This window comes from Mycobacterium sp. 4D054 (genome assembly GCF_052245755.1).
Classification (GTDB): domain Bacteria; phylum Actinomycetota; class Actinomycetes; order Mycobacteriales; family Mycobacteriaceae; genus Mycobacterium.
This window is the reverse complement of record NZ_JBQQCF010000007.1, coordinates 95,421-121,325: the sequence shown is the minus strand read 5'-3', so window position 1 is coordinate 121,325 and position 25,905 is coordinate 95,421. Positions and strand designations below refer to the sequence as shown.

18 protein-coding genes and 1 riboswitch are annotated in these 25,905 nt (G+C 68.8%); of the genes, 16 read left to right on the top strand and 2 right to left on the bottom strand.

Translation table 11 applies throughout. The features are described from left to right. Positions 1–55: 55 nt before the first annotated feature. Positions 56–532 carry a VOC family protein gene (locus tag ACTWP6_RS07995; protein WP_443187314.1) on the top strand — a complete coding sequence of 159 codons (477 nt, stop codon included), beginning with the start codon at positions 56–58 and terminating at the stop codon, positions 530–532. Further along, a complete protein-coding gene (locus ACTWP6_RS07990) occupies positions 529–2,061 on the top strand; it encodes an FAD-binding protein (protein ID WP_443187313.1) in 1,533 nt (510 codons plus the stop codon). The genes ACTWP6_RS07995 and ACTWP6_RS07990 overlap by 4 nt, the downstream gene beginning before the upstream one ends. Here ACTWP6_RS07990 and ACTWP6_RS07985 read toward each other — a convergent pair. Together ACTWP6_RS07985 and ACTWP6_RS07980 are read right to left on the bottom strand one after the other, a co-directional pair. Continuing rightward, on the bottom strand, positions 2,058–3,971 hold the full coding sequence (locus ACTWP6_RS07985) for an ABC transporter ATP-binding protein/permease (RefSeq protein ID WP_443187312.1): 1,914 nt from the start codon (positions 3,969–3,971) through the stop codon (positions 2,058–2,060). The two genes, ACTWP6_RS07990 and ACTWP6_RS07985, sit on opposite strands and share 4 nt — an antisense overlap. A 45-nt stretch (positions 3,972–4,016) precedes the next feature. After that, positions 4,017–5,915 (bottom strand): ABC transporter ATP-binding protein/permease, encoded by a 1,899-nt coding sequence (locus ACTWP6_RS07980; RefSeq protein ID WP_443187311.1) that lies wholly within the window; start codon positions 5,913–5,915, stop codon positions 4,017–4,019. Between the two features lie 138 nt (positions 5,916–6,053). Here ACTWP6_RS07980 and secA2 point away from each other — a divergent pair, with 138 nt between their 5' ends. The 14 genes from secA2 (at position 6,054) to ACTWP6_RS07910 (ending at position 25,859) form a co-directional block, all read left to right on the top strand. Beyond that, positions 6,054–8,399 (top strand): accessory Sec system translocase SecA2, encoded by a 2,346-nt coding sequence (gene secA2 / locus ACTWP6_RS07975; protein ID WP_260752652.1) that lies wholly within the window; start codon positions 6,054–6,056, stop codon positions 8,397–8,399. Between the two features lie 10 nt (positions 8,400–8,409). After that, positions 8,410–8,991, top strand: a complete 582-nt coding sequence (locus ACTWP6_RS07970; RefSeq protein WP_260752654.1) for a CDP-alcohol phosphatidyltransferase family protein — start codon at positions 8,410–8,412, stop codon at positions 8,989–8,991. Beyond that, on the top strand, positions 8,988–9,875 hold the full coding sequence (locus ACTWP6_RS07965) for a DUF881 domain-containing protein (protein WP_260752657.1): 888 nt from the start codon (positions 8,988–8,990) through the stop codon (positions 9,873–9,875). Before ACTWP6_RS07970 ends, ACTWP6_RS07965 begins: the two co-directional genes overlap by 4 nt. Continuing rightward, complete coding sequence (locus ACTWP6_RS07960; RefSeq protein WP_260752659.1) at positions 9,876–10,208, top strand: small basic family protein; 333 nt, start codon at positions 9,876–9,878, stop codon at positions 10,206–10,208. 2 nt (positions 10,209–10,210) lie between these two features. Further along, positions 10,211–10,975: a DUF881 domain-containing protein gene (locus tag ACTWP6_RS07955; RefSeq protein WP_443187310.1), complete on the top strand. Its 765-nt coding sequence runs from the start codon at positions 10,211–10,213 to the stop codon at positions 10,973–10,975. 21 nt (positions 10,976–10,996) lie between these two features. Next, complete coding sequence (gene gcvH / locus ACTWP6_RS07950) at positions 10,997–11,392, top strand: glycine cleavage system protein GcvH (protein WP_260752663.1); 396 nt, start codon at positions 10,997–10,999, stop codon at positions 11,390–11,392. Positions 11,393–11,548: 156 nt separating this feature from the next. Beyond that, the gene (gene garA, locus ACTWP6_RS07945) at positions 11,549–12,022 is read left to right on the top strand and encodes a glycogen accumulation regulator GarA (RefSeq protein ID WP_443187309.1); all 474 of its coding nucleotides are present in this window, start codon (positions 11,549–11,551) and stop codon (positions 12,020–12,022) included. 23 nt (positions 12,023–12,045) lie between these two features. Continuing rightward, complete coding sequence (ftsR, locus tag ACTWP6_RS07940; RefSeq protein ID WP_260752666.1) at positions 12,046–12,789, top strand: transcriptional regulator FtsR; 744 nt, start codon at positions 12,046–12,048, stop codon at positions 12,787–12,789. A 49-nt stretch (positions 12,790–12,838) separates the two neighbouring features. Beyond that, positions 12,839–13,333 (top strand): bifunctional nuclease family protein, encoded by a 495-nt coding sequence (locus tag ACTWP6_RS07935; RefSeq protein WP_260752668.1) that lies wholly within the window; start codon positions 12,839–12,841, stop codon positions 13,331–13,333. 212 nt (positions 13,334–13,545) lie between these two features. Then, entirely contained in the window at positions 13,546–14,169 is a 624-nt protein-coding gene (locus ACTWP6_RS07930; protein WP_260752669.1) for a MerR family transcriptional regulator, read from the top strand. Between the two features lie 22 nt (positions 14,170–14,191). After that, a riboswitch (glycine riboswitch) is annotated at positions 14,192–14,290 on the top strand. A gap of 154 nt (positions 14,291–14,444) precedes the next feature. Then, positions 14,445–17,294, top strand: coding sequence for an aminomethyl-transferring glycine dehydrogenase (gene gcvP, locus ACTWP6_RS07925; RefSeq protein WP_443187308.1), 2,850 nt, complete (start codon positions 14,445–14,447; stop codon positions 17,292–17,294). 30 nt (positions 17,295–17,324) lie between these two features. Beyond that, the gene (locus ACTWP6_RS07920; protein WP_260752672.1) at positions 17,325–18,062 is read left to right on the top strand and encodes a thioesterase II family protein; all 738 of its coding nucleotides are present in this window, start codon (positions 17,325–17,327) and stop codon (positions 18,060–18,062) included. A 553-nt stretch (positions 18,063–18,615) separates the two neighbouring features. Then, complete coding sequence (locus tag ACTWP6_RS07915) at positions 18,616–20,394, top strand: AMP-binding protein (protein WP_313901322.1); 1,779 nt, start codon at positions 18,616–18,618, stop codon at positions 20,392–20,394. Beyond that, on the top strand, positions 20,391–25,859 hold the full coding sequence (locus ACTWP6_RS07910; protein WP_443187307.1) for a beta-ketoacyl synthase N-terminal-like domain-containing protein: 5,469 nt from the start codon (positions 20,391–20,393) through the stop codon (positions 25,857–25,859). The genes ACTWP6_RS07915 and ACTWP6_RS07910 overlap by 4 nt, the downstream gene beginning before the upstream one ends. Positions 25,860–25,905 lie beyond the last annotated feature (46 nt).

Sequence of the window (25,905 nt, the reverse complement as noted above, 5' to 3'; positions counted from 1 at the left end):
GAAATTAGAACATGTTCTAGCCTGTGGGGCGCGGCTGGCGATATCCTCTCAAGCGATGCTCGACCAGACACCTGTCCAGATCGCCTGGGTGACCGACGACCTCGCCGCCACCGAGACGGCGCTGACCTCGTTGTTGGGCGCGCGCAGGTGGGTACGCATGCCGGGCGTGCACTTCGGCCCGCACACCTGCACCTACCGCGGACAACCGGCCGATCACGTCGCCGACATCTCGCTCAGCTACGCCGGTGACACCCAGCTCGAGGTGATCGCCCCGGTGCGCGGACCGAGCATCTACCGGGACTTTCTGGACCGGTGCGGACCCGGACTGCACCACGTGTGCCGGGCGTTCGATTCGGCGGGGTTCGACGCCGCGACCGCGCAGGCAGACATCGTCATGGCCGGCACGATGGCCGGCGGCATGCGGTTCGCGTACGCCAGTGCCGCGGACGCCGGTGTGCCGTTCATCGAATTCGCCGACATACCAGCAGAAATCCGCGCGTTCTTCGAGTACGTGAAACAGGAGCAGAAGTGAGCATCCAGAACATCCCGGACACGGTCCACGCCGGCGACGTCACGCCCTGGTCCGACGAGGCCGACGTAGTCGTGCTCGGCTTCGGCATCGCCGGCGGGTGTGCGGCCGTCAGCGCCGCAGCGGCCGGGGCGCGGGTTCTGGTTCTGGAGAAGGCGGCCGCCGCCGGCGGGACCACGTCGATGGCCGGCGGCCACTTCTACCTGGGCGGTGGCACCGCCGTGCAGCAGGCCACCGGCCACGAGGATTCGGCCGAGGAGATGTACAAGTATCTGGTGTCGCAGTCGCGCGACCCGGAACACGACAAGATCCGCGCATACTGCGAGGGCAGCGTGGAGCACTTCGCCTGGCTTGAGGCGCTTGGCTTTCAGTTCGAGCGCAGCTATTACCCCGGCAAGGTGGTGGTGCCGCCGGGCACCGAGGGGCTGTCCTACACCGGCAACGAGAAGGTGTGGCCGTTCTGCGAGCAGGCCAAGCCTGCACCGCGTGGGCATTCGGTGCCGGTGCCGGGGGAGTTGGGCGGTGCGGCCATGGTGATCGACCTGCTGCTCAAGCGCGCCGCCGAACTGGGCGTGCAGATCCGCTACGAAACCGGCGCGACGGCGCTCATCACCGACGACACCGGCGCGGTCGTGGGTGTGCGGTGGAAGCACTTCTCCGAATCCGGTGAGGTGAAGGCGAAATCGGTGGTCATCGCCGCCGGCGGTTTCGCGATGAACGCCGAGATGGTGGCCGAGTACACGCCGGCGTTGGGCCAGGAACGCAAGACCAAGCACCACGGCACGGTGGCGCCGTACATCCTGGGCAACCCCAACGACGACGGCCTCGGGATCAAACTCGGGCTCTCGGCCGGCGGGGTGGCCGCCAATCTCGATCAGCTGTTCATCACCGCGGCGGCCTACCCGCCGGAGATCCTGCTGACCGGCGTCATCGTGAACAAGGACGGCAAGCGCTTCGTGGCCGAGGACTCCTACCATTCGCGCACTTCGGCTTTCGTGCTCGAGCAACCGGAGCAGACCGCGTATCTGGTGGTCGACGAGGACCATATGCAGATGCCGGAGATGCCGCTGATCAAGTTCATCGACGGCTACGAGACGATCGCCGAGATCGAGTCCGCGCTGGGCATTCCGGAGGGCAATCTGGCGGCGACGCTGGAGCGCTACAACGCCAACGCCGCCGAGGGGGTCGACCCGGACTTTCACAAGCAGCCCGAATACGTGGCCCCGCAGGACCACGGGCCGTGGGCGGTGTTCGATCTGTCCCTGGGCCGGGCGATGTACTCCGGGTTCACGATGGGCGGGCTGAAGGTGTCGGTCGACGGTGAGGTGCTGCGCGAGGACGGCAGCGCGGTCGCCGGCCTGTACGCCGCGGGGGCGTGCGCGTGCAACATCGCCCAGGACGGCAAAGGATATGCGAGCGGAACGCAGCTGGGCGAGGGGTCGTTCTTCGGGCGGCGGGCGGGAGAACACGCGGCGCGGCGGGCGGGAGAACACGCGGCGAGGCGGGCGGGAGAACACGCAGCGCGGCGTTAACCCGGGGTCGGCTCCAGTTCGCTGAGTTCCCACCGACCGTCGCCGACGAGCTTGAGCTCCCTGGTGTGGTGCTGTTCGACCGTGCTGCGGTGGCTGACGCTGACGAGGATGGTGTCCGGCAGCCGGTCCCGCACCAGCTGGTAGAGCATCAACTCCAGACCCTCGTCCAGCGCTGAGGTCGACTCGTCCAGGAACACCGCCTCGGGCCGGGTCAGCAGGATGCGCGCGAACGCCACACGCTGCTGCTCGCCGGGAGAGAGCACCTTCGCCCAGTCCTGCACCTCGTCCAGCCGATCGACCAGATGCGGCAGCGCGACGGTGGTCAGCGCGTCACGCAGCTGCGCGTCGGTGATGTCGTCGGTGCTGTTCGGATAGGCGACGACGGTGCGGAGATCACCGAGCGGCACGTAGGGCAGCTGCGAGAGGAACATCGTGGCGCCCTCGCCGCCGGGTCGCCGCAGCGTCCCAGAGCAGAACGGCCAGAGCTGGGCCAGGCTGCGCAGCAGCGTGGTCTTGCCGCTGCCCGACGGTCCGGTGACCACCAGGCTGTCGCCCGGGTGCAGGGTGACGTCGAGCGGTTCGACCAGCTCCCGCCCGTCCGGTGTGCGCACCGAGACGCCCTTCATCTCGACGCGGCCGCCGTCGCAGTCCTCGCAACCCAGCGTCGGCAGTTCACGGCCCTCCTCGTTGGCGACGACGAGGCCGTGCAGGCGGATGATGGCCGCGCGGTAGCCGGCGAAGTTGTCGTAGGCGTTGCGGAAGAACGACAGCCCGGACAGGATCTCCCGGAACGCGCTCGCGGTCTGCGACAGCTGCCCCAAGGTGATCTCTCCGCTGTAGAAGCGGGGGAACTGCACGATGTAGGGGATGAGTTCCTGGGCCTGGGTGATGCCGAGGTTCCAGCCGAGGAACTTGGCCATCCGGTTGACGTAGCGCTTGTAGTTGTCGACGATCGGCGCGAAGCGGCGGCGCAGCCCGGTGCGTTCGGCGAGCTCGCCACGGTAGAAAGCCACCGCCTCGGCGGCGTCCCGCAGCCGCACCAAGGCATACCGGAACGCGGCGTTGAACTTCTCGTTGAGGAACGCCAGCGTGATGATCGGCCGGCCGATCCAGAACGCCACCACGGTGGCGAACAAGATATAGACGATGCCGATCACAAACATCGCACGCGGCAACTCGACGCCGACCAGCGGCAAGGTCACCGGACCCGAGAGGTTCCACAGGATCGTGGTGAACGAGATCATCGCCGCGATCGAGGCGACCGCACCGAACAACAGCGTGGACTGGGAGGTGTTGTTTGGGGTGTTGGGCAGCGATCCGACGCCGGTGGTGAAGATGTCGATGTCCATCTGGATGCGCTGATCCGGGTTGTCGATGGTGTCGTCGATGAACCGTGCGCGGTAGTAGGCCTTGCCGTCGAGCCAGTCGCCGGTCAGCTGGTCGGTCAACCAGGTCCGCCACCGCAGCATGAACCGCTGGGTGGCGATCAGGTCCAGCATGATGAGGGCGACGTTGAGCACGGCGAGCACGGCGAACACCGTCATCGAGAGCCAGAATCCGTCGGCGCCGGATTCCCTGACCGCCTCGTTGTCGGAGCCCAGGCCGGCGGCGATGACCTGGAAGCTGGTCATCATGTCGTTGCCCTGGAAGCTGAACAGGACCGAGAGCCGCACACTGAGGATCACCAGCAGCAGGATCCCGGCCAGCCACAGCCAGACGACGACACTCTCGGGTCCGGTGAAGTAGCCGCGGGTGACACGCCAGAACTGGCTGCCCCACGTGGTGAACCGCACGATCAGGAACAGGACGACCATTGTGGCCACCGCCGCGTACGCCCAGCCCTGGGCGATCCACCACAGCGATGTCCACAGCTCATTGCCCCAATCCAAGGTCGGGGTGAACGTTTCCATGCGGGCAAGGTACCGCGCCGACCCCGAGGGGGCGTATCGGCGTGGCTATGCCGGATCTGTGAGTCGCTCGAGCCGCCACTGGCCGTCGCCGACCAGCGCCAACCGCCTGTGATGAAACGGCGCCACCGAGTCGCGGTGGCTCACGCTGACCACGATCGTGTCGGGCAACTGGGTGCGCAGCACCCGGTAGAGCGTCTGCTCCAGACCCTCGTCCATCGCCGAGGTGGACTCGTCGAGGAACACCGTCCTCGGTTTCGCGACCAGGATGCGGGCGAACGCGATGCGTTGCTGCTCGCCGACCGACAGCACCTTGGCCCAGTCCTGCTCGTCGTTGAGCCGGATGACCAGGTTGGGCAGCGCGACATCGAGCAGGGCCTGCTGGATCACCGTGTCGTCGAATGTGCCCGACGGCTGTGGGTAGGACACCACCGTGCGCAGGTCGCCCACCGGGAAGTACGGCAGCTGCGGGACGAACATCGCCTCGTCGCGGCCGTCGGGCAACAGCACCCGGCCCGACGCGTACGGCCACATTCCGGCCAGGCTCTGCACGAGGACCGACTTGCCGATCCCGGACGGCCCGGTGATCACCAGCGCCTCACCGGTCCGCACCTGCAGGTCGAGGGTGCGTACCAGCGGGGTGCCGTCCGGTTTGCGCACCTCGACGCCTTTCACCGCCAGCGCGCCGTCGTCGGAGTGCGCCGTGCTGACCGCCGTGAACGTGCCGGCCCTGGTGTTCTGGTCGACCAGTCCGTCGAGCCGGATGATCGCCGCCCGATAGCTCGCGAACTGGTCGTAGGCGTTCCGGAAGAACGACAGGGAATCGTGGATGGCGCCGAACGCGTTCGATGACTGCCACACGTCGCCGAACGTGATGCGGCCTGCGAACAGGCCCTGCGCCTGCACGAGCCACGGCAGCGGGTTGATGGTCTGGCTCACCGACACGTTCCAGCCGAAGTAGAGCATCATGCGGTTCAGCCAGCGACGGTAGTTGGCCATCACCGCGTCCAGCCGACCCTTGAGCACCGACTGTTCGGCCGGCTCGCCGCGGTACAGACCGATCGCGGCGCCGGCGTCACGCACCCGCACCAGCGCGTAGCGGAAGCCCGCGTTGCGCAGTTCGTTGACGTAGCTGAGCCGGATCAGCGGGCGTCCGATGGCGAACGCGATGATCGTGGCCACCAGCACGTAGATGACGACGATCCAGAACAGCGCGCGCGGCAGCGTCAGCCCGCCGAGCGTGACCGGTTCGGACAGTCGCCACAGGATCGGGCCGAACGACAGCACCGACAGCACGGCCTCCACGGCGCCGAACAGCAGGGTGTTGCCGGAGTTGTAGATCGGATTGTTCGGCGTGCCCCCGACGCCGGTGGTGAACACGTCGATGTCCTGCTGGATCCGCTGGTCCGGGTTGTCGATGGGCCGGCCGGCGAACTGTGCGCGGTAGTAGGCGAGGTCGCCGAGCCAGTCGTCGATGAAGCGCCGGCTCAGCCAGATCCGCCACCGCATCATGAACCGCTGGGTGAGGTACATGTCGGCCAGCAGCCGGACCACGAAGCACACCGCCAGCACGGCAAATACCCGCATCGATGCCCAGAAGCCGGCGACACCGCTGTTCATGCCGCCCTGGAACGCCACCTGCAGCGAGGTGAACAGGTCGTTGACGTAGTAGGTCAGCAGCACGTTCAACCGGACCGACACGACGACCGACAGCAGCAGCAGCGCGAACATCAGCCAGACCACCGCGCTGCGCCGTCCGGTGAAGTAGCCGCCCGTGACGCGCCAGAACTGACGCCCCCACTGGGTGAAATGGGCCAGCAGGGCCAGGATCACCAGCAGCGACACCGCGGTCAGCGCAAACGTGGTGCCGATCCACGACAGCGAATGCAAGAACTCGCGGCCCCAGTCGAGGGTCGGGCGGAACGTCTGGGTGTCAACGGTGTCCACCGCCCGGCGACCCCCCTCCGCATGCGATCCGGCTTGCGGCGAAGTTACCGCAGGTGCTCGCGCCCAGGGGAGACCCGCCGGGCAGGCTGGCGGAGGTCACGGCGGAATCATGCGCGCGAGGCCAAGTACCGTGATCCTGTGGCACGCACCTCCTCCAAGAAGGACTCCCCGAAGACCGGTCGGCTGTCGGGCCGTTTCTGGAAGCTGCTCGGCGCCAGCACCGACAAGGACCAGTCCCGGTCGATGGCTCAGGTGCACAAGGCGACCGAGTTCGACGCCAAGGCCGCCGACCTCGACGACGACCAACTGCGCAAGGCCGCCAGACTGCTCGAGTTGGACGACCTCGCCGACTCCGCGGACATCCCGCAGTTCCTGGCGATCGCCCGCGAGGCGTCCGAACGCACCACCGGGCTGCGTCCCTTCGACGTGCAGTTGCTCGGGGCCCTGCGGATGCTGGCCGGCGACGTCGTCGAGATGGCCACCGGCGAGGGCAAGACGCTGTCCGGCGCGATCGCCGCGGCCGGCTACGCGCTGGCCGGGCGCAGCGTGCACGTGATCACGATCAACGACTACCTGGCTCGCCGCGACGCCGAATGGATGGGTCCCCTGATCGAGGCGATGGGCCTGAGCATCGGCTGGATCACCGCCGAATCCACCGCCGCCGAGCGCCGGGCCGCCTATCGGTGTGACATCACCTACGCGTCGGTCAACGAGGTCGGGTTCGACGTGCTGCGCGATCAGCTCGTCACCGATGTCGAGGACCTCGTCTCCCCGAACCCCGACGTGGCGCTGATCGACGAAGCCGACTCGGTGCTCGTCGACGAGGCGCTGGTACCGCTGGTGCTGGCGGGCACCAGCCATCGCGAGACCCCGCGGGTGGAACTGATCCGCCTGGTCGGTGAGCTGGACGAGAACACCGACTACGCCACCGACAACGACAGCCGCAACGTGCATCTGACCGAGGCCGGCGCACGGAAGATCGAGGCGGCCCTCGGCGGCATCGATCTGTACTCCGAGGAGCACGTCGCCACCACGCTGACCGAGGTGAATGTCGCGCTGCACGCCCACGTGCTGCTGCAGCGCGACGTGCACTACATCGTCCGCGACGACGCGGTGCACCTGATCAACTCGTCCCGCGGCCGCATCGCGACCCTGCAGCGCTGGCCCGACGGGTTGCAGGCCGCGGTCGAGGCCAAGGAGGGCATCGAGACCACCGAGACCGGCGAGGTGCTCGACACCATCACGGTGCAGGCGCTGATCAACCGGTATCCGCGGGTCTGCGGGATGACCGGCACCGCGCTGGCCGCCGGTGAGCAGCTGCGCCAGTTCTACAAGCTGGGCGTCTCACCGATCCCGCCCAACAAACCCAACATCCGCGAGGACGAGACCGACCGGGTGTACGTCACGATCGCGGCGAAGAACGACGCCGTCGTCGAGCACATCGCCGAGATCCACCAGACCGGGCAGCCGGTGCTGGTCGGCACCCGCGACGTCGCCGAGTCCGAGGACCTGCACGAGCGTCTGGTCAAGGCCGGGGTTCCTGCGGTGGTGCTGAACGCCAAGAACGACGCCGAGGAGGCGGCCGTGATCGCCGAGGCCGGCAAGCTCGGCGCGGTGACGGTGTCCACGCAGATGGCCGGGCGCGGAACCGACATCCGGCTCGGCGGTTCCGGCGAGGAGGACCACGATCGGGTCGCCGAGCTGGGCGGCCTGCATGTGATCGGCACCGGCCGGCACCACACCGAGCGGCTGGACAACCAGCTGCGCGGGCGGGCGGGCCGGCAGGGCGATCCCGGCACCTCGGTGTTCTTCTCCAGCTGGGAGGACGACCTGGTGGTGTCGCATCTCGACGACAACAAGCTGCCGCTGGAGTGCGACGAGAACGGCCGCGTCCTGAGCCCGAAGGCGGCGACGCTGCTCGAGCACGCCCAGCGGGTCGCCGAGGGCCGGCTGCTCGACGTGCACGCCAACACGTGGCGCTACAACCAGCTCATCGCCCAGCAGCGGGCCATCCTGGTCGAGCGCCGAGACAACCTGCTGCGCACCACAACCGCGCGCGACGAGATCGCCGAGCTGTCCCCGCAGCGCTACCAGGAGATCAAGACCAGGCTGGGCGAGGATGCCGACGCGCAGCTGGAGAAGAGCTGCCGGCTGATCATGCTCTACCACCTCGACCGAGCCTGGGCCGACCACCTGGCGTTTCTTGCTGACATCCGGGAGAGCATCCACCTGCGCGCGCTGGGCCGGCAGAACCCGCTCGACGAGTTCCACCGGATGGCAGTCGACGCGTTCGCGTCGCTGGCCGCCGACGCGATCGAGGCCGCGCAGCAGACCTTCGAGACCGCGCCGTCGATCGAGGACGAGCCCGGAGTCGACCTGTCCAAGCTGGCCCGGCCGACGTCGACGTGGACCTACATGGTTCACGACAATCCGCTGGCCGACGACACCCTGTCGGCCCTGAGCCTGCCCGGGGTGTTCCGCTAGGTTTACCTGCATGGACCACGCTCCCGTGCGTGACCGGGTGTTGACGGTGCCCAACGCTTTGTCGGTGATCCGGCTGGTGCTGGTCCCGGTGTTCCTGTGGCTGCTGATGGTCGAGGCGACCGGGTGGGCGGTCGCGGTGCTGATGTTCAGCGGAGTGTCCGACTGGGCCGACGGCAAGATCGCCAGGCTCTTCGACAACCAGTCGTCCCGGCTCGGCGAGCTGCTGGATCCGCTGGTCGACCGGATCTACATGATCGTCGTTCCGGTCGCCATGGCGTTGGCCGGAGTCATCCCGTGGTGGGTGGTGGCGCTGCTGCTCGGGAGAGATCTGGTGCTGGCCGGCACGCTGCCGGTGCTGCGCAGCCGCGGATTGTCAGCGCTGCCGGTCACCTACATCGGCAAGGCCGCCACGTTCGCGCTGATGTCCGGGCTGCCGCTGGTGCTGCTCGGCCAGTTCGACGCCCAGTGGAGCAGGGTGGTTCTCGCGATCGGGTGGGGGTTCCTGATCTGGGGTCTGGCGATGTACCTGTGGTCGGGGGTGCTGTACCTGATTCAGGTCGGGATGGTCCTGAAGGTGATGCCACGGCCATGAGCACGCTGGGGGGATTCGACTCGTCCGGACGGAACACGCACGAAGCGGGCGGGCCGACGCGCATTCCGGTGCCGTCGCTGCTGCGCTCGCTGCTCACCGAGCACCTCGACCCCGGCTACGCCGCGGCCGCGCAGTCCGGCGCGCCGCGCCGGCGGTCTTCCGACGCGCTGTGGCAGGTGCTCGCCGCCGTGCTGGTCGCCGCGGTGTTCGCGCTGGCCTGGGCGCAGGCCAGGGACACCGCACCCGGCGTGCGCGAGACCCAGCAGGTACTGGCGGGCAGCGTGCGCTCCGCGGAGGCCGCCACCGACGCGGTCGCGGCGCAGCGCGACGAGCTGACCCGCCAGGTGAACGCCGAACGGCGCAGCCGGCTGGAGGGGGACGCCACCGGACGCCGGCTGCTCGGTGAACTCGACGAGGCCAATGTCGCAGCCGCGGCCGTACCGGTAATCGGGCCGGGATTGACCCTCACGGTGACCGACCCGGGTATGTCGCCCAACCTCACCGATGTCTCCAAACAGCGCGTGGCGGGCAGCAGGCAGGTGATCCTGGACCGGGACCTGCAGCTGGTCGTGAACTCGCTGTGGGTCAGCGGGGCCGAAGCCATCTCGGTCGGCGGCGTGCGTATCGGGCCAAATGTGACGGTCCGCCAGGCCGGGGGCGGGATCCTCGTCGACAATCAGCCGGTCTCGAGTCCGTATGAGATCCTCGCGGTGGGGCCACCGAACGCCATGGCGGACAGCTTCGACCGCAGCGCGGGCCTGCAGCGGCTACGGCTGCTGGAGACGTCCTACGGGGTGGTGGTCAACGTCTCCCAGGGCGACGGTCTGGTGCTGCCGGCCGGCTCGGTCCGCGACATCAACTTCGCTGAACAGATGGGGTCCTAGTTGATCGGAATCGTCGCTCTGGTCGTCGGAATCGTGCTCGGTGTGGTGTTCCATCCCGACGTCCCCGAGTTCGTCCAGCCGTACCTGCCGATCGCGGTGGTCGCCGCGCTCGACGCGGTGTTCGGCGGGCTGCGGGCCTACCTGGAGGGCATCTTCGATTCGAAGGTGTTCGTGGTGTCCTTCGTGTTCAACGTGCTCGTGGCCGCTCTGATCGTCTACGTCGGTGACCAGCTCGGCGTCGGCACCCAGCTCACGACCGCGATCATCGTCGTCCTCGGGATCCGGATCTTCGGCAATGCCGCGGCACTGCGGCGCAGGTTGTTCGGTGCCTGACGATGACTGAGCACGGCCGCCACGAATTCCCGCCCGGTGCCGAGCCGCGGTCGGGCAGGAGCGGACGCCCGCAGCGCGTCTTCGGGGTCCTGGCCGTCCTGTTGTGCCTGCTGCTCGGCGTCGGGATCGCCACTCAGGTGCAGCAGACCGATTCCGGCGACTCGCTGGAGACCGCCCGACCGGCCGACCTGGTGGTGCTGCTGGACTCGCTGCAGCAGCGAGAAGCCGCGCTGAACACCGAGGTCGGCGATCTACAGCAGACGCTGAACGAACTGCAGACCTCCGGCAGTGACGACCAGGCCGCGATCGAGAACGCCCGGTCCCGGCTGGCGGCGCTGTCGATCCTGATCGGCACCGTCGCCGCGACCGGTCCGGGTGTGACGTTGACCATCACCGACCCCGCGCGCGGCGTGGCCGCCGAGACGATGCTCGACGTGATCAACGAATTGCGCGCGGCCGGCGCGGAGGCGATGGAGATCCGCGGCGAACACAACGGCCAGCAAGTCACGGTCCGGGTCGGGGTCGGCACCTGGGTGGTCGGCAGTGCTGGGTCGCTGATCGTCGACTCCACCACGATGGGCCCCGTGTACTCGGTGATCGCGATCGGGGATCCGCCCACCCTGGCCGCTGCGATGAACATCCCGGGCGGCGCGATGGACAGCGTCGAACGCGTCGGAGGCACGATGGTGGTACAACAGTCCGGCCGGGTGGACGTGACCGCCTTGCGGCAACCGAAACCGCGCCAATACGCTCAGCCCGTCAAATGACCTTCCCGACCAAGGAGCCCCGTGAGCGAGATCCCCGCCGACCTGTCCTACACCGCTGAACACGAGTGGGTGCAGCAGACCGGCGACGACACGGTGCGTGTCGGCATCACCGACTACGCACAGTCCGCCCTGGGCGATGTGGTGTTCGTGCAGCTGCCCGACGTGGGCACAGAGGTGACGGCCGGCGAGTCGTTCGGTGAGGTGGAGTCGACGAAATCGGTGTCGGATCTCTACGCCCCGATCACCGCGAAAGTCGTTGCGGTCAACGGTGATCTGGAGAGCAACCCGCAGCTGGTCAACTCGGATCCGTACGGCGGGGGCTGGCTGGTCGAACTGCAGGCCGAGGCCGGCACCCTGCAGGGTGACCTGGCAGGTCTGCTCGACGCGGAGGGCTACCGCGCCCACGCGACGGACTGAGGTCTTGTTAGGGTCGTTCAGACAGGCTGGGACGCGACGTGCGGATCCAGCAGTGGTGGACACAATGCGGTCGTATGCGCGGTACGGTCGACACCAGCGGCGCATCGGCCGGGGGTCTGGCCGGATACCGCCACGGCAGCCAGTGAGGAGCAGCGGGTGACGGACAAGGACTTCAATACCGGGGCCGATTCTGACGAAGTCACCGTGGAGACCACATCGGTGTTCCGCGCCGACTTCCTCAACGAGCTCGACGCCCCGCCCGCGGCGGGCGGGGAGAGTGCGGTCTCGGGAGTAGAAGGCCTGCCGGTCGGTTCGGCGCTGCTGGTCGTCAAGCGCGGCCCGAACGCCGGGTCGCGGTTCCTGCTCGACCAGCCCACCACGTCGGCGGGCCGCCATCCCGACAGCGACATCTTCCTCGACGACGTCACCGTCAGCCGCCGGCACGCGGAGTTCCGGCTGGAGGGTGGCGAGTTCCAGGTCGTCGACGTCGGCAGCCTCAACGGCACCTACGTCAACCGGGAGCCGGTCGACTCGGCCGTGCTGGTCAACGGTGACGAGGTGCAGATCGGTAAGTTCCGTCTGGTGTTCCTGACCGGACCGAAGGGCGCCGACGGCGGCGCATCCGAATGAGTGACTGCGCCCGGTAAGCACCGATGACGCAACCCGACACACCGGCACTGCGCGGGATGTCGATCGGCGTTGTGCTGGATCTGCTCCGCGACGAGTTTCCCGATGTCACGATTTCCAAGATCCGTTTCCTGGAGTCCGAGGGTCTTGTCACGCCAGAGCGGACCGCGTCCGGGTACCGGCGCTTCACCGCCTACGACTGCGCGCGGCTGCGCTTCATCCTGACCGCGCAGCGGGACCAGTACCTGCCGCTGAAGGTCATCAAGGCCCAGCTCGACGCGCAACCCGACGGGGAACTGCCCCGGCCCGGATCCGCATATGCGACACCGCGTCTGGTGCCGGTGGGTCAGGAGACGACGGAGACCGCCGTGGCAGCCGGCCCCGCCCTGGTGCGCCTGAGCCGCGAGGATCTGCTGGAGCGCTCCGGCGTGGGCGAGGAACTGCTGGGCGCACTGCTCAAGGCCGGCATCATCACCCCGATCTTCAAGGGTGGCGGCACCTCGTTCTTCGACGAGCACTCCGTGGTGATCGCCCAGTGCGCGCGCGCCCTGGCCGATTACGGTGTCGAGCCGCGTCATCTGCGCGCGTTTCGGTCCGCCGCCGACCGGCAGTCGGACCTCATCGCTCAGATCGCCGGCCCGGTGGGCAAGGGCGGCAAGGCCGGAGCCCGGGACCGCGCCGACGACCTGGCCCGCGAGGTGGCTGCCCTGGCGATCACGTTGCACACGTCACTGATCAAGTCGGCGGTACGCGACGTTCTGGATCGCTGAGGACTAGACTCGAGCCACGAGTTCGTCGGCGTGCGGAGGGTAGGCACACATGGGTGAGGTTCGTGTGATCGGCATTCGCGTTGAGCCGCCTCAGAACCAACCTGTCCTGCTGTTGCGGGAGTCCAACGGTGACCGGTATCTGCCGATCTGGATCGGGCAGTCCGAGGCGGCTGCGATCGCCCTCGAACAGCAGGGCGTCGAGCCGCTGCGGCCGATGACGCATGACTTGTTCCGCGATGTGATTGCCGCGCTTGGGCATTCGCTCAAAGAGGTGCGCATCGTGGATCTGCAGGAAGGCACCTTCTACGCGGACCTGATCTTCGACCGTGACATCAAGGTCTCAGCGCGCCCCTCTGATTCGGTGGCGATCGCGCTGCGCGTCGGCGTGCCGATCTATGTCGAGGAGGCCGTGCTGGCCGAGGCGGGGCTGTTGATTCCCGACGAGACCGACGAGGAGTCCGGCGGCGGGGTGCGCGAGGACGAGGTCGAGAAGTTCAAGGAATTCCTCGACAGCGTGTCACCCGACGATTTCAAGGCGACCTGACCGCAGCGCTGATCTTGGTCACGGATGCGTCTCGTCGCGTTCGACACGCGGGCTGGGTTTTCTGAAACGCCGAAACAGGACGCCATACTTGGTCCCGACGGGCAGTCATGCAACGCCGTCAAGCGTATGCTCGAACGAGGTTCGGGCAGGGTGTAAGCAGGGGTTGAGTGCGCCCACGCAGGTCAGAGTTCGATCGGCGAGAGGATTCGCAAGTGGGAGACACGCCACGCCAGGAGCAACTGGACCTGACCACCGGCTCTGTGCAGGCGGACGATCTTCCCCGCGTCACCGGCGAGCCGGTCCAGGCCGGTCTGTTTCCTGACGACTCCGTGCCCGACGAGCTCGTCGGCTACCGCGGGCCCAGCGCCTGCCAGATCGCCGGCATCACCTATCGTCAGCTCGACTACTGGGCCCGCACCTCGCTGGTGGTGCCCTCGATCCGCGGCGCCGCCGGGTCGGGCAGCCAGCGGCTGTACTCCTTCAAGGACATCCTGGTCCTCAAGATCGTCAAGCGGCTGCTCGACACCGGTATCTCGTTGCACAACATCCGCGTCGCGGTCGATCATCTGCGTCAGCGCGGTGTCCAGGATCTGGCAAACATCACACTGTTCTCCGACGGCACCACGGTGTACGAGTGCACATCGGCAGAAGAAGTGGTCGACCTGCTTCAGGGCGGCCAGGGCGTGTTCGGCATCGCGGTGTCCGGCGCGATGCGTGAGCTGACCGGCGCCATCGCCGACTTCCCCGGCGAGCGCGCCGACGGCGGCGAGTCGATCTCGGCGCCGGAGGACGAGTTGGCGTCCAGGCGTAAGCACCGGGATCGGAAAATAGGCTGAGCGGGTAGACTCGCTCGCGCATCGCCGTCGCGCGGGAGAGTCCCGTGGCCGCCAGCCACGGGCGCCGAAGGAGCAACACCTCTCCGTCAACCTCTCAGGCACCCTGGACCGCGTGAAGCCCCGATGCCTCTGGAAAGCGGTTCGCCGTCCACGCCGGCCGGTGCACCCGCCCATGGGGAAAGGCCGAGCGGCCGAATCTCTCAGGCAGCCCGGTCCGGGTCGACGACAGAGGGGGAGGAGCCGCCGTCGTTCGCGCCCCCGGGAGAACTGCACACGTGTCTGACCAGCCCCGCACCCTTTCGTTCGTCGACCGCCACATCGGGCCCGACGCCCCCGCCCTCGACACGCTGCTGAACACCATCGGGGTCAGCTCCCTGGACGAACTCGCGGCCAAGGCGCTGCCAGCCGGGATCCTGGACTCTCTGACGGCGGCCGGTATCGCACCCGGGCTGGAGCATCTACCGCCCGCGGCCAGCGAGGCCGAGGCGCTGGCCGAGCTGCGCGCGATGGCCGACTCGAACACCGTCGCGGTGTCGATGATCGGGCAGGGCTACTACGACACGCTGACCCCGCCGGTGCTGCTGCGCAACATCATGGAGAACCCGGCCTGGTACACCGCGTACACGCCGTACCAGCCCGAGGTCAGCCAGGGCCGGCTGGAGGCGCTGCTGAACTTCCAGACGATGGTCACCGACCTGACCGGGCTCGAAGTCGCCAACGCATCGATGCTCGACGAGGCGACCGCCGCCGCGGAGGCGATGACGCTGATGCACCGCGCGGTGCGCGGCCCGGCCCAACGCCTGGCCGTCGATGTCGACATCTATCCGCAGACCGCGGCGGTGCTGGCGACCCGCGCCCAACCGCTGGGCATCGAGATCGTCACGGCCGACCTGCGTCAGGGCCTGCCCGAGGGAGATTTCTTCGGCGTGATCACCCAGCTGCCGGGCGCCGGCGGTGCCGTCAACGACTGGTCCACGCTGGTCGAGCAGGCCCACGAGCGCGGCGCGCTGGTGGCCATCGGGGCGGACCTGCTGGCACTGACCCTGATCGCCCCGCCCGGTGAGATCGGCGCGGATGTCGCGTTCGGCACCACCCAGCGCTTCGGCGTGCCGATGGGCTTCGGCGGCCCGCATGCCGGATACCTGGCGGTGCATTCCAAGCAAGCCCGCCAGCTGCCCGGCCGGCTGGTCGGGGTGTCGGTCGACGCCGACGGTTCACCGGCCTACCGGCTCGCGTTGCAGACCCGCGAACAGCACATCCGCCGCGACAAGGCCACCAGCAACATCTGTACCGCGCAGGTGCTGCTGGCCGTCATGGCGGCGATGTACGCGAGCTATCACGGCGCGGACGGGCTGCGCGCGATCGCGCAGCGCGTGCACGACAAGGCAAGGACGCTGGCGGCGGGCCTGACCGCCGCGGGCGTCGAGGTGGTGCACGGGTCGTTTTTCGACACCGTGCTGGCCCGCGTGCCGGGACGCGCGGGCGCGGTCCGCTCCGCCGCCAAGGAGCGCGGCATCAACGTCTGGCTCGTCGACGACGACCACATCTCGGTGGCCTGTGACGAGGCGACCACCGACGGCCACATCGCCGCTGTGCTCGGCGCGTTCTCGGCCGAGGCGACCGCGGGGGAGTACGCCGGACCATCGATCACGACGCGGACCTCGGAGTTCCTGACCCATCCGGCGTTCACCCGGTATCGCACCGAGACCGAGATGATGCGGTATCTGCGGTCTTTGGCCGACAAGGACATCGCGCTGGACCGCAGCATGATCCCGCTCGGCTCCTGCACCATGAAGCTCAATGCGGCCGCCGAGATGGAGTCGATCACCTGGCCGGAGTTCGGCCGCCAACACCCGTTCGCCCCCGCCGCCGATACTCCGGGGCTGCGCCGGCTGATCGCGGACCTACAGGCATGGCTGACCGCCATCACCGGGTACGACGAGGTCTCGCTGCAGCCGAACGCCGGATCGCAGGGCGAGTACGCGGGCCTGCTCGCGATCCAGGCCTACCACTGCGCTCGCGGGGACACCGAGCGCACCGTGTGCCTGATCCCGTCCAGCGCGCACGGTACCAACGCGGCGTCCGCGGCGATGGTCGGCATGAAAGTCGTCGTGGTGGCCTGCCGCCCCAACGGCGACGTCGACCTCGACGACCTGCGCGCCAAGGTCGCCGAGCACGCCGACCGACTGTCGGCGCTGATGATCACCTATCCGTCGACCCACGGGGTGTACGAGCACGACATCGCCGAGATCTGCGCCGCGGTGCACGACGCCGGCGGGCAGGTGTATGTCGACGGCGCCAACCTGAATGCGCTGGTAGGACTGGCCCGCCCTGGCCGGTTCGGGGGCGACGTCAGCCACCTGAACCTGCACAAGACCTTCTGCATCCCGCACGGCGGGGGAGGCCCCGGCGTCGGCCCGGTCGCGGTGCGCGCGCATCTGGCGCAGTACCTGCCCGGCCATCCGCTGGCCGAGGAACTGTCCGACGAGCACACCGTGTCGGCGGCGCCGTACGGGTCGGCCTCGATCTTGCCGATCACCTGGGCCTACATCCGGATGATGGGCGCCGAGGGATTGCGGTCGGCGACGCTGGTGGCGATCGCGTCGGCCAACTACATCGCCCGCAGGCTCGACGAGTACTACCCGGTGCTCTACACGGGCGAGAACGGCATGGTCGCCCATGAGTGCATCCTCGATCTGCGCGCGATCACCAAAGCCACCGGAGTCACCGTCGACGACGTCGCGAAGAGGTTGGCCGACTACGGCTTCCACGCCCCCACGATGAGCTTCCCCGTCGCGGGCACCCTGATGGTCGAGCCGACCGAGAGCGAGTCGCTTGCCGAAATCGACGCCTTCTGTGAGGCGATGATCGCGATCCGCGGCGAGATCGACAAGGTCGGGTCCGGAACGTGGTCGGTGGACGACAACCCGTTGCGCGGTGCGCCGCACACCGCGCAGTGTCTGCTCGTCGGCGATTGGAACCACCCGTACAGTCGCGAGCAGGCGGCCTATCCGTTGGGCACGTCGTTCCGGCCGAAGGTGTGGCCACCGGTGCGCCGCATCGACGGCGCCTACGGCGACCGCAACCTGGTGTGCTCCTGCCCGCCGGTGGAGGCGTTCGCCTGACCGGCACCGGCGGGCGATAGGGTGACCGGCATGACGGGAGCCCCTGGGGAGACTGCAGGCCAGCCGAAGTTGTTCATCTTCCCGCACGCCGGCGGTTCGGCGCAGTACTACGTACCGTTCGCCAAGACCTTCACCACCGACATCAAGCGGGTCGCGGTGCAGTATCCCGGCCAGCGTGGCAAGCAGGACTTCGCGTCGTTCACCAGCCTGCCCGCGCTGGCCGACGAGGTGTGCAAGATGGTCTCCCCGGACAAAGAAGGCGGCGTCCACGGACCTCCCATCGCCTTCTTCGGGCACAGCATGGGAGGTTTGCTGGCGTTCGAGGTGGCCCGCCGCTTCGAGGAGGCCGGACGGCCGATTACCGCGCTCTTCGTCTCGGCGGTCGCCGCACCCGGCCGAGTGGGTTACGAGGACATTCCCGACGACGACGAGGGTCTACTGGCCGCGGTCAGCTCGATGACGGGCGCCAACCCGGAGTTCATGAAGAACCCGGAGTTCGCGGCGGCGATCCTGCCGACGCTGCGTGGCCTCAAGGCGATCGCCAACTACACCTGCCCGCCGGAGGTGAGGCTCTCGGCGCCGATCCACGCGTTCTTCGGCGATGACGACGAGATCGCCACGGCGGAGAAGGTGAAGCCGTGGAGTGAGCGGACCACCGCCGAGTTCACCGCGCGGGAACTGCCCGGGCACCACTTTTACCTCAATGATCACCTCGACGACGTGGTGCCCGACATCGAAGCCAAGCTCTGGGCGCAGATATCCCCATAGCGCACACGCTGTGGTTTTCACCACAGGAGTCACACGAATCGCTCGCCCGCAGCCGCGCGACGCACCCCCGTGCGGAGCCCGTCGGCGCACCCGTCTGCCACCGGTACAGGCCCACAACTTACCGGTGAGTCAGATATTTAATTGACGCGAGCGTGCGATCTCGGCAAACGCCTTACGCACGCGTCAAGGCGATCCGAGCACTGTTTTCGTCGACGCCGTCGGCGTAACCGCGTACCCGCACGTCACACCCATGGAGCAACCCAGATACCTGGTGCCAAGTGGGCTGTTTCTACGCCTGGCAAAACTGTGAGCACGCTGTACATCGGGCGGGAAGTGCTTCCCTACGCACAAAACGGGCGAAAAATGCCGGAATCCGCCAACTTCCCTCTGGCAAGCATGTCGTGGTCTAATCCATGGTCGGATTGCTCAACAAAATTGACGGGTCAGTGTTAGCCTTCCGGCGAGCGGGGGAATGTGCGGCCAAGAGCTGCGAAGGGGTCAACCATCCACGGCGATGAAGCCGGGGCGCGGAAGATAGTGAAAGGACGTCGCCATGCCGTTGCTTGAGTCGACCATTCCCGGCCTGCTCGCCGAGCGTGCGCGCCTGCAACCCGATGACGTGGCCTACACGTTCATCGATTATGACGTCGACCCGGCGGGCTTCGCCGAATCGCTGACGTGGTCTGAGGTTCACCACCGGGTTCAGGTGGTCGCCGAGGAGCTGCTCCGCCACGGTTCCAAGGGTGATCGGGCCGCGATCCTCGCGCCCCAGGGCCTGGAGTACATCATCGCCTTCTACGGCGCGATGGCCGCCGGTTTCATCGCCGTGCCGCTGCCGGTGCCGGCCATGGGCCAGCTCGACGAGCGCGTGAACGGCGCGCTGCGGGACTGCCAGCCGGTTGCCGTGCTCACCACCTCGGCCGTCGTCGGCGACATCATGACCTATGTCGGCGGGCTTCCGGGCGGGACGCCCCCGGCCGTGATCGAGGTGGACGCACTCGACTTCGATTCGCCACGCACGGTCGAGGTGAACGTCGGGCCCCTGCCCAAGACCGCCTATCTGCAGTACACCTCGGGCTCGACGCGGTCGCCGGCCGGCGTGATCATGACCCACCGGAACGTGATCGCGAACCTCGAGCAGATCTTCACCGATTACATGTCGCACCGTGGCGGCGTGCCGCCGCAGGACACCACGATGGTGTCGTGGCTGCCCTTCTATCACGACATGGGCCTGATCCAGGGTGTGTTCGCCACGCTGCTGTGCCCGCCGGACGGCCCGGACGGCACCTGGGGCCGGCCCGCGGTGCTGATGAGCCCGGTGGCCTTCCTGCAGAAGCCGGCGCGCTGGATCCAGCAGCTCGCGATCAACCCCCACTCGTGGTCGGCGGCGCCGAACTTCGCCTTCGAGCTGTCGGTGCGACGCACCTCCGACGCCGACATGGAGGGCCTGGACCTGGGCGACGTGCTGGGCATCATCAGCGGCAGCGAGCGCATCCACTCGGCGACCATCCGCCGCTTCAACGAGCGCTTCGCACAGTTCAACATGCCGGACACCACCGTGCGGCCGTCCTACGGGCTGGCCGAGGCCACCCTGTATGTGATCTCGGCGCCGACCGGGCACACCCCGGCGACGGTGCGATTCGACTACGAGAAGCTCTCCGCCGGCCATGCCGAGCGCTGCGGCTCGGAGTCGGGCACCGAATTGGTGAGCTACGGCACGCCGCGCTCGTCCACCGTGCGGATCGTTGATCCCGAGACCCGCACCGAGAATCCGGACGGCAAGATCGGCGAGATCTGGGTGCACGGCGAGCAGGTCGCGTCGGGCTACTGGCGCAACCCGCAGCAGACCGAGCGCACCTTCGGTGGCGAGATCGTCAACCCGTCCGAGGGCACCCCGGTGGGCCCGTGGCTCAAGACCGGCGACCTCGGCGTGATGTCCGAGGGCGAGATGTTCATCATCGGCCGGATCAAGGACCTGCTGATCGTCGACGGGCGCAACCACTATCCGGACGACATCGAGGCCACCATCCAGGAGATCACCGGCGGCCGGGTGGCGGCGATCTCGGTGCTCGACGACACCAGCGAGCAGCTCGTCGCCATCGCCGAGCTGAAGAAGAAGGGCAGTTCCGAAGCCGAGGCCCTGGACAAGCTGCGGGCCGTCAAGCGAGAGGTCGCCTCGGCGATCAAACGCTCACACAGCGTGCGCGTAGCCGACCTGGTGCTGGTGGCACCCGGTTCCATCCCCATCACTACTAGCGGAAAGATTCGGCGCTCGGCCTGTGTCGACAGGTATCGACAGGACGAGTTCAGCCGGTTGGACGTCACTACATGACCTCTGCTTTCGACGAGGACGCAATCCGGCACTGGTTGGTCGACTATCTGGTCACCAACATCGGTTGCAGTCCCGACGAGATCGATTTCAATGCCCCTCTGAACGACCTGGCCGTCGGCTCCAGCGACGCCGTCGTGCTGACCGGCGAACTCTCCGAGTTGCTGGGCCGCACGGTCTCGCCGGTGGAGTTCTGGCAGTACCCGACGATCAACGCGTTGGCGAAGTTCCTCACCGGCGGTGAGGTCGAGCCCGCTGCCGAGGCGCCCGTGGTACGCGAGTACAGCACGGACGACGAGCCGATCGCGGTGATCGGGCTGGGCTGCCGGTTCCCGGGTGGCGCCGATCTCGAGGGCAACATCGCCGGGCCCGACGCGTACTGGCAGTTCCTGATGGACGGCCGATCGTCGGTGCGTCAGGTGCCGGAGGACCGCTGGGAGTCGTTCCAGATCAACACCCCGGAGGCGGCCGCCGCGCTGGCGGGCACCACCCGGTGGGGCGCGTTCCTGCGCGACCTGGATGCCTTCGACGCCGAGTTCTTCGAGATCTCGCCCAGCGAGGCCGACAAGATGGACCCCCAGCAGCGGCTGCTGCTCGAGGTCACCCAGGAGGCGCTGGAGAACGCCGGTATCCCGGCCCACACGCTGCGGCATTCACAGACCGGCGTGTTCGCCGCGGCGTGCCTCGGCGAGTACGGCTATCTGTCCACTGTCGATCTCGGTGACGTCGACTCATGGTCGGGCACCGGCGGGGCGTTGAGCATCATCGCCAACCGGGTGTCGTACCACTTCGATCTGCGCGGCCCGTCGGTCACCATCGACACGGCATGCTCGTCATCCCTGGTCACCATCCACCTGGCCTGCCAGAGCCTGCGCTCGGGCGACTCGAACATGGCGCTGGCCGCGGGAGTGAACCTGCTGCTGTCCCCGGCGGTCACCCGCAGCTTCGATCAGCTCGAGGCGATGTCGCCGACGGGTCAGTGTCACGCATTCGACGCCAGCGCCGACGGTTTCGTCCGCGGCGAGGGCTGCGGGGTGGCGGTGCTCAAGCGGCTGTCCGACGCGCAACGCGACGGCGACCGCATCCTGGCCGTCATCCGCGGCTCGGCCGTGAATCAGGACGGCCGCTCCAACGGGCTGATGGCGCCCAACCCGGCCGCGCAGATGGCCGTGCTGCGGTCGGCGTACTCGGCTGCGGGCATCGAGCCCCGTGAGGTCGACTACGTCGAGACCCACGGCACCGGCACGCTGCTGGGCGATCCGATCGAAGCCCGGGCGCTGGGCACCGTGCTGGGCCGCGGTCGACCCGCCGACGCGCCGCTGCTGCTGGGGGCGGTGAAGTCGAACCTGGGCCATCTGGAGGCCGCCGCGGGTATCGCCGGGTTCGCCAAGGCGGTGCTGGCGTTGCAGCACCACACGATTCCGGCCAACCTGGGCTACCAGCAGCCCAACCCGCACATCCCGTTCGACAACCTGCGACTGAAGGTCGTCGCCGAGCACACCGAATGGCCTGCCCAGCCGGGGCGGCCGCGGCGGGCGGGGATCTCGTCGTTCGGGTTCGGCGGCACCAACGCCCACGTCGTGATCGAGCAGCCGCCGGTGTCCGCGCCGGCGCCGGCCGGAGAATCCGGCGCTGTCACCACGCTGGTGGTGTCCGGGCGCTCACCGGAGCGGATCGCATCGCAGGCGGCGACACTGGCCGAGTGGATGGCCGGCCAGGGCGCCGACGTCCCGCTGGCCGAGGTCGCGCACACGCTCAACCATCACCGCACCCAGCACAACAAGTTCGCCACAGTCGCCGCACGTGACCGCGACCAGGCCATCGCAGGCCTGCTGGCGCTGGCCGCCGGGCAGAGTGCGCCCGGGGTGGTGTCCGCCCCGACAGCCGCACGCAAGCCGGGCACGGTGTTCGTGTATTCCGGGCAGGGTTCGCAGTGGCCGGGTATGGCCCGCGGGCTGTTGGCCGAGGAACCGGCCTTCGCTTCGGCTCTGGCCGAGATCGAACCGGTCTTCGTCGAGCAGGTGGGCTTCTCGCTGCACGACATCATCGCCAACGGGGACACCGTCAGCGGCGACGCGCAGGTACAGCCGGTGCTGATGGGGCTGCAGCTGGCCCTGACCGAGCTGTGGCGCTCCTATGGCGTGCATCCCGACGCGGTCATCGGCCATTCCATGGGCGAGGTCACCGCCGCCGTCGTGGCCGGCGCGCTGAGCCTTTCGGACGGACTGAAGGTGATCGCCGCCCGTTCGTCGATCATGTCCCGGCTGGCCGGCCAAGGCGCCGTCGCGCTGATCGAGCTCGATCCGGAGGCCGCCACGGCGTTCGTGGCGGACTATCCCAGCGTCGAGATCGCCGGCTATGTGTCGCCGCGCCAGACCGTGGTGGCCGGCCTGCCCGACCAGGTCGACGCCGTTATCGCCGCCGTCACCGCCCAGGACCGGTTCGCCCGCCGCGTCAACATGGAGGTGGCCTCGCATACCGCGCTGATGGAGCCGGTGCTGCCGGATCTACGCGAGGCGCTGGCCGGGCTGACCCCGCGGACGCCGAACCTGCCGTTCCTGTCGACGGTCACTGACCCGGACGGCGAACCGACCCTCGATGCCGACTACTGGGTGGCCAACGTGCGCCGGCCGGTCAAGTTCAGCCAGGCCATCGAGGCCGCCGCGGCCGAGATCGGCACGTTCATCGAGGTCAGCGCCAACCCGATCCTGACCTATGCGGTCAACGACACGCTGGCGTCGGCGAGCCACGTCAGCCTGGGCACGCTGGCCCGCGACACCGACGACACGCTGACGTTCCACACGGCACTGAACGCGACGTCCACCACCCACGCGCCGGAGACGCCGCACCGCGGCGAGCCGCACGTGCCGCTGCCGACCACGCCGTGGCACCACACCCGCCACTGGGCCATCCGCAAGCAAGCACCCTCGGGTGCGTCGGCGCCGAGCCCGGACACGGTGCTCGGGTCACACACCGCCGTCGCGGGCCCCCAGCCGGGACACCTGTGGCAGGCCCGGCTGGCGCCGCAGGCGCGGCCGTACCCGAACTCGCACAAGTTCGCCGGGGTCGAGATCGTTCCGCTGTCGGTGCTGCTGCAGACGCTGTCGCTGGCTGCATCCCGCACCGGCGCGTCCGCGGTGACCGACGTCCGGTTCGACTTCCCGATCACCGTCGACGGGGCGCGCCTGGTGCAGGTGTTCAGCGACGGTGACACGATCACGATCTCGTCGGCGCCCGCCGGCGGCGACGAGGACGCGCCGCAGCGCTGGATCCGGCATGTGAGCGCACGGCTCGCCCACCGGGTCACCGACGGCTCCGCGCCGGCCGTGCCGTCCTCGGCCTACGATCCGGCAGCCCTGACCGAACTCCACAACGCGTGGGGTATCGAGGGCCTGGCCTACCCGTGGACCGTCGCGTCGCACGAGAGCGCGTCGGGCGAGCTGCGCACCGTGGTCGAGCTGGCCTCCGGAGCGCCGGCGGGCCTGCTCGACGCCGCGGTCAATCTCGGCCGGCTCGTCGACTCCTCGACGCCGGGCCTGATGGTGCCGTCCGCTGCGGACAGTGTCCGGTGGGAAGGGGCGAAAGCCGTCACCCGCGCCGTCGTCACGGCGCACAACCGTGGGCGCGACGGCGACGACCTGGTCGTCGACCTCACCCTCAGCGGCGAGGACGGCACGCGCTACGCCCGGATCTCCGGGCTGCGCTACACGCCCGTCGAGATCGGCTCGGTCACCGCGTCGGCCGCCGCGGATCCGCAGCGCGTCGCGCACCGGCTCGACTGGCAGCCGTGGACGCCGGACGACGAGGCCCGCACCGACACCGGCCCGGTCGCGGTGGTCGGTGCCGGCGAGACCGCGCGGGCGGTGCGTGACGCGGTCACCGCCGCCGGGCATGCCGAGGCCGACGTGGCCGACGCCCGCTTCGTGGTCTACGTCGCCGAGCCGGGCCCGGTCGACGGCGATCAGGCCGACAGCGATCAGGACGCCGCGGTGCGGTTGACCACCGAGGTGGCAGAGCTGGTCGGCACGCTCGCCGACCGCGAGCCGCGCCATCCGGCAACGCTGTGGATCGTCACCCGCGGGGTGTACGAGTCCGCATCCCCGGCAGCTCTGCGACAGAGCCCGCTGTGGGGTCTGGCCGGGGTGGTCGGTGCCGAGCAACCCCAGCTGTGGGGCGGCCTGGTCGACCTGCCCGCCGAGCAGCCGTCGGCCGAGTCGTTCGCGGCGGTGCTGCCGACCCCGGTCAAGTCGGTGGCGATCCTGCGGGACGGAGCGCTGCGCACGTCGGCGCTGGCCGAGATCGGCGACGCCCCCGTCCGGGACACCCTGCGGTGCCGGCCGGACGCGGCGTACCTGATCACCGGCGGTATGGGGGTGTTGGGCCTGCTGATGGCCGACTGGCTGGCCGACCGCGGCGCACGACGCGTGGTGCTGGCCGGCCGTACCGCGATGCCGCCTCGCCGCAGCTGGGACGACGCCACCGACGACGCCATGCGCCAGAAGATCAGCGCGATCCGTGCACTGGAGCAGCGAGGCGTGGCGGTCGACACCGTGGCCCTCGACATCGCGTCCGCCGACGCGGTGACCGCGATGCTCCAGCGGCGCGACGCGGACGGCGCGCCGCCGATCCGCGGCGTCATCCACGCCGCGGGCATGACCGAGGCCCAGCTGCTCACCGAGATCGAGGCTGACCGCGTGCACCGCACAGTGTGGCCGAAGATCGCCGGTGCGACGGTGCTCGACGAGATCTTCCCGGTCGGCAGCCTGGACTTCCTGTACCTGGCCGCCTCGGCCGGCGCGGTGTTCGGCATCCCCGGGCAGGGCGCCTACGCGGCGGGCAACGCGTACCTCGACGCGCTGGCGCGGTCACGGCACAGCCAGGGCGACAACACCGTCAGCCTGGACTGGGTGGCCTGGCAGGGGCTCGGATTCGGCAGCGAGGCCCAGGTGGTGATCTCCGAGCTGGAGCGCGTCGGATCACGCCCCGTGATGCCTGCCGAGGCGTTCGCGGCGTGGGACTTCGTCACCCGCTTCGACATCGCCCAGGCCGTGATGGCGCCGATGCAGTCCGCAGAGGATGCCGCGGCGGTCACCTCCGACACGCACCGGGCCGCGCCGACCCGCGACTGGGCGGCGATGACCCCCGAGGAGCTGCGGTCCGAACTGGAGGAGGGGCTGCGCGGCATCCTGGCCACCGAGCTGCGGCTGCCCGAGAGCGACGTCCACACCGATCGGCCCTTCGCCGAGATGGGTCTGAACTCGGTGATGGCCATGTCGATCCGCCGCGAGGTGGAGCGTCTGGTCGGGTTGGAGTTGTCGGCGACGATGCTGTTCAACCACCCGACGATCGATTCGTTCGCCGGCTACCTGGCCGCTCAGCTGGCCCCCGACGCCGGCGGTGACGACGATGTGAACGACGAGTCGGGCGACAGCTTGCTCGACTCGCTGTTCGACAGCGTTGAGAACTGATTTCCCTGATTGCCCCGATGCACGAGACCATGTCGGGAGACGATTG